The sequence below is a fragment of the Collimonas sp. genome, assembly GCF_044339385.1.
In the GTDB taxonomy this organism is placed as follows: Bacteria; Pseudomonadota; Gammaproteobacteria; order Burkholderiales; family Burkholderiaceae_D; genus Collimonas.
The window spans coordinates 1-5,007 of the sequence record NZ_JBIIVN010000174.1; the positions used below are offsets into that span (position 1 = coordinate 1).

Annotated in this window: 3 protein-coding genes; all 3 read right to left on the reverse strand. The window is 56.9% G+C overall.

The window, feature by feature from the left end:
- Window positions 1-122 precede the first annotated feature (122 nt).
- Window positions 123-896, reverse strand: a complete 774-nt coding sequence (locus tag ACIQ0R_RS11165) for a hypothetical protein (RefSeq protein WP_395827311.1) — start codon at window positions 894-896, stop codon at window positions 123-125.
- A gap of 184 nt (window positions 897-1,080) precedes the next feature.
- A complete protein-coding gene (locus ACIQ0R_RS11170) occupies window positions 1,081-2,370 on the reverse strand; it encodes a TIGR03862 family flavoprotein (protein ID WP_395827314.1) in 1,290 nt (429 codons plus the stop codon).
- Between the two features lie 338 nt (window positions 2,371-2,708).
- Window positions 2,709-4,583 (reverse strand): dihydroxy-acid dehydratase, encoded by a 1,875-nt coding sequence (ilvD, locus tag ACIQ0R_RS11175; RefSeq protein WP_395827316.1) that lies wholly within the window; start codon window positions 4,581-4,583, stop codon window positions 2,709-2,711.
- Between the last annotated feature and the right edge of the window lie 424 nt (window positions 4,584-5,007).

The window sequence follows — 5,007 nt, forward strand, 5'->3', positions numbered from 1 at the left end:
TTGCACGGCTAGCTCCTTGAACTCCGCCGTGTACATCTGTTTTGGTATCTTCTTCATTGCTGGTCTTTCCAAAGGATCGTTGATTTTACGTTACCTATGGAAGACTAAATTTCGGGGGAAGCTCAGAACATTTCCCGCATCAGGAACTGCTGCAGTTCAGCGGTGTCCTTGAGTCGCGCACTAAGCGTGATGACGCGGCCAAGGCGTTGCGAACGCCAGGGAATGTCCCCACTGGTTTTTTTGCGGATAAATTCAATCATCTTGTTGACTATCGCCATTTCAATGCTGTCTTCGCTGCCGCGCTCAATCGGTATCTGCTGCATCGCGTTGCGGCTGGTGTCGGCATTCCAGCCATGGAAAATCAAGGTGGCGCGGAATGGCGTTTTGTCGCGTACTTCAAAAATGCCGCCGGTCTTGCTCTTGTCGATGCCCATCCAGCCACGTTGCGCCTGGATGTTGGCGCGCGCGATGTCATTCGCGCTTTGCGCTGTGTTTTGCTCTGGGCTGTCTTCGCCGGCCAAAGCACGCTCTTGTGCCTGCGCCGCTTCGCGCCGCTCCCGCGCCGCCTGGATGTGAGAGGAAAAATCTTCCTCAACCGACTGTTGATATTTCGGCGCCTCTGGTTGCTGCGTCACGATTGTCTGCGGTGCGGTGGCAGCGATTGCCGGCTTGGTCTGGACGAATTTTGGCGTTGCCTTGCGCGGTTTCGCCGGAGTCGGTGCAGTTTTGGGCTTCGGCGGCGTCTTGACCGGTTGCGGCGGCGCACTGTGCGGCACCGGTGCCAGCGTGATGCTGACCGTTCCCATGTTGCCAGGTGCCGGCGATTCCATTTTGACGTCCTGCGGCAGTTGGGTAAGCAGGTACCAGATACCGACTGCGTGGAGCAGAATCGACATCAGCACACCAACGATCTTTGGAGTGCGCTGACGATTTACCCGTTGCCGATCTATCCACGACGGCTTGCGTGGTGCCACACTCCTTCCCTTCATCGTTTCAACCTTGTCCGCTTGAGTAAAAATGCGATAGCGACTTCGCTGGAAGTTGCATGGCTGGTCGCTAATCGTTTTATAGGCACGCCGATCATGAGGTGGCAGCAACACTCTGTAGCCAGCTTAAAACGCCATTGCCGGCGGCACGTCCAGAGACCAGGCAGGCGCTGAGCAGATAGCCTCCGGTCGGCGCTTCCCAGTCGAGCATTTCGCCGGCGCAAAATACGCCTGGCAGGGCCTTCAGCATCAATTGCTGGTCGAGCCCTTCAAATATTACGCCGCCGGCGCTGCTGATCGCTTCATCGATAGGTCGTGGCGCCAGCAAGGTCAGCGGCAATGCCTTGATGGCATGGGCTAGTTGCAGCGGATCGATAAAATCGGCGGGTGCCACCAGTTCGCGCAACAAGCCGGTCTTGACGCCTTTCAAGCCCACCCGACTTTGCAGGTGGCTGGACCATGAGCGCGCACCGCGTGGACGGCAGACTTCATCAATCACACGCTGTAGCGGCCAGTCCGGCAACAGGTCAAGGTAGATGACGGCGCTGCCGGCGACGGCAATCCGGTCGCGCAGCACGGCCGATAGTGCATAAATCAAGCTGCCCTCAACGCCGTGGGTGCTGACGACGAACTCGCCTTGCTTGCGCAATGCGGATTGCTCCTCTTGGTTGTTGCCGACGTCTCTGACATGATTGACCGTGATGGCAATTGACTTCAGGTGCTCGCCGGCAAAACGGCCTCGAAAATACTCACTCCAGCCAACGTCAAATCCACAATTGGCCAGTTGCAGCGGCGCGATTTGCACATCGTGCCGGGCCAGTAACGGCACCCATTTCGCATCGGAACCAAGACGCGCCCAGCTGTCGCCACCCAGCGCCAGCAATATCGCATCGGCACGGATGGCGAGTGGGCCTTGCGGTGTTTCGAAAACGAGTGCGCCCGACTGCTCCCAACCCAGCCAGCGATGTCGCATATGAAATTGCACGCCGGACTGGCGCAGTCGATGCAGCCAGGCGCGTAGCAACGGTGCGGCTTTCATGTCGGTTGGGAAGACACGACCGGACGAGCCGACAAAGGTATCGATTCCCAGTGTCTGCACCCATGCGCGTAATGCATCCGGGGTGAACTGCTCTAGCAGCGGCGCAATGTACGAGCGGCGTGCGCCGTAGCGCGACAGGAAGGCATCGTAGGGTTCCGAGTGGGTCAGGTTCATGCCGCCTTTTCCGGCCAGCAGGAATTTGCGGCCGACCGACGGCATGGCGTCGTAGAGGTCGACCTGGATGCCGCCGGCAGACAGCACTTCGGCGGCCATCAGCCCGGCCGGGCCGCCGCCGATGACTGCCACGGTTTTATGTTGCGCTTCGAAGTAATTCAACGATGTCATCTGCCGGTGGTTGCCGATCCTACAGTTTGGCTCAGGGAGCGATAACCGAAGAAATCGCCGGAACTGCAATGCAATTCGCAGGGAAACCGGTCACGTTTGCTAAGCCGTCTTTCCATCGCAAAAAATGGCGCAGGAAACGGTTCGCAACTTTACCATATTGAGGCCGATAATATGGCTGCCGGTTCGCGTTGCAGAGCTTCTTAAAAACCCTTTTCGACGAAGCTATATGCGTAAAAGAGGCCGGTTCGCACCGGCCTCTTTTACATAGAGTTACACTTTTTTGGCTTGGCTTACGTAACGACACAATCCTGCGTGTCGCTATGCAACCGCGCTGACGATCAGCGTTTGAGCTGGCTGATGTCTCTTACCGCGCCACGATCGGCCGAGGTCGCCAGCGCCGCATAGGCTTGCAAAGCTTGCGACACGTAACGCTGGCGATTGACCGGCTTCCAGGCGTCCTTGCCCTTGGCTTCCATTGCAGCACGTCGTTGTGCCAGATCGCTGTCGCTGATCTTCAGGTGCATGCGGCGTTGCGGGATGTCGATTTCGATGATGTCGCCTTCTTCCACCAAACCGATAGCGCCGCCTTCGGCAGCTTCCGGCGAGGCATGCCCGATCACCAGGCCGGACGAGCCACCGGAGAAGCGGCCGTCGGTAAACAGCGCGCACGACTTACTCAGCCCTTTGGATTTAATGTACGAAGTCGGGTACAGCATTTCCTGCATGCCGGGGCCACCTTTCGGGCCCTCGTAGCGGATGATCACGACATCGCCGGCGTGGACGGTGTCGCCGAGAATCGCTTCGACCGCATCGTCCTGGCTTTCAAACACGCGCGCGCGGCCGCTGAATTTGAGAATGCTCTCATCGACGCCGGCGGTTTTGACGATACAGCCGTTTTCCGCCAGGTTGCCGTACAGGACTGCCAAGCCGCCATCCTGCGAGTAGGCATGCGCCTTGTTGCGGATACAGCCGTTGTCACGGTCGGTATCGAGACTGGCGAAACGCTTGTCCTGAGAAAACGCAACCTGGGTCGTTACGCCGCCGGGTGCTGCACTAAACATTTTGTGTACTGCCGGATTCTGGGTTTGCGTGATGTCGTTATTGGCGATGGAGTCGCCCAGCGTCTTCGCGTGGATGGTGGGGCGAGTGGTGTTGAGCAGGCCGGCGCGCGCCAGTTCGCCGAGAATGCTGGCGATACCGCCGGCGCGGTGTACGTCTTCGATATGATATTTGTCGGTCATCGGCGCTACCTTGCACAGGCAAGGTACCTGACGCGAGATGCGATCAATGTCGGCCATCTTGAAATCGACTTCGGCTTCCTGCGCCGCTGCCAGTAAGTGCAGCACGGTGTTGGTGGAGCCGCCCATGGCGACGTCCAGCGTCATGGCGTTTTCGAACGAGGCTTTGTTGGCGATGGTGCGCGGCAGCACCGAGTCGTCGTCTTGTTCATAGTAGCGCTTGGCCAGTTCAATGATCAGGCGGCCAGCGCGCAGGAACAGTTCTTTGCGGTCGGCGTGGGTGGCGAGGATGGTGCCGTTGCCGGGCAGTGCCAGCCCCAGCGCTTCAGTCAGGCAGTTCATCGAGTTAGCGGTAAACATGCCGGAACAGGAGCCGCAGGTCGGGCAGGCCGAGCGTTCGATTTCGGCGATGTCGGCGTCGCTGACGGTGGAGTCACCGGCCTTGATCATGGCATCCACCAGGTCGATCTTGAAAATCTTTTGGTCGATCACCGCTACGCCTGGCAACTTCTCAACCACCTTGCCGGCTTCCATCGGGCCGCCTGACACGAATACCACCGGAATGTTGAGGCGCATCGCAGCCATCAACATGCCGGGCGTGATCTTGTCGCAGTTGGAGATGCACACCATCGCATCGGCGCAATGCGCATTAACCATATATTCGACTGAATCGGCGATCAGCTCGCGTGAAGGCAGCGAATACAGCATGCCACCATGGCCCATGGCGATGCCATCATCGACCGCAATGGTGTTGAATTCTTTGGCGACGCCGCCGGCGGCTTCAATTTCGCGTGCGACCATCTGGCCCAGGTCCTTCAGGTGGACGTGGCCGGGTACAAATTGGGTAAAGGAGTTGACCACCGCGATGATCGGTTTGTCGAAATCGCCGTCTTTCATGCCGGTGGCGCGCCAGAGTGCGCGGGCGCCGGCCATGTTACGGCCGTGGGTGGTGGTGTGGGAACGATATTGCGGCATGATTTCAATCTCCAGAAGAATGGCTTTTAGGCTGGCAATAGAGTGCCTTGCCCGTTAGGCTATGTCAAATATATGATTTGTTGATTATTAATATATTTTGCATATGAGTTAAAGGTGCTTACGTTATATTTGGCAATTGTTTTTGGATAAAAGTCGCTATTGAGTTTATTTTTTATGATTAAAATACTTTAAAAATTATAAATATTAGAAAATTATTCCAATAGATCTCAGTTTGTCGTTCGCAGTCGCAATAATTTTCTAGCCTCCAAACTCTACAATAAGTTCCGGTAATGTCGCCGTACAGTTCTGGATGGAGTGAGCTTCCCTCGATTTTTCGTCGTCCAACAGGTGGCTTTTATGCCGCCTGTTTTTCCTGATGTTGCTCAGTGAGCCAGTCATCTAAATACTGGCAGGGTGAACGATA

Bases quoted from the DNA above. Each gene is read 5' to 3' on its own strand.
- ACIQ0R_RS11165 (WP_395827311.1), bottom strand. From the start codon at position 896: ATGTCGATTCTGCTCCACGCAGTCGGTATCTGGTACCTGCTTACCCAA.
- ACIQ0R_RS11170 (WP_395827314.1), bottom strand. From the start codon at position 2,370: ATGACATCGTTGAATTACTTCGAAGCGCAACATAAAACCGTGGCAGTC.
- ilvD (WP_395827316.1), bottom strand. From the start codon at position 4,583: ATGCCGCAATATCGTTCCCACACCACCACCCACGGCCGTAACATGGCC.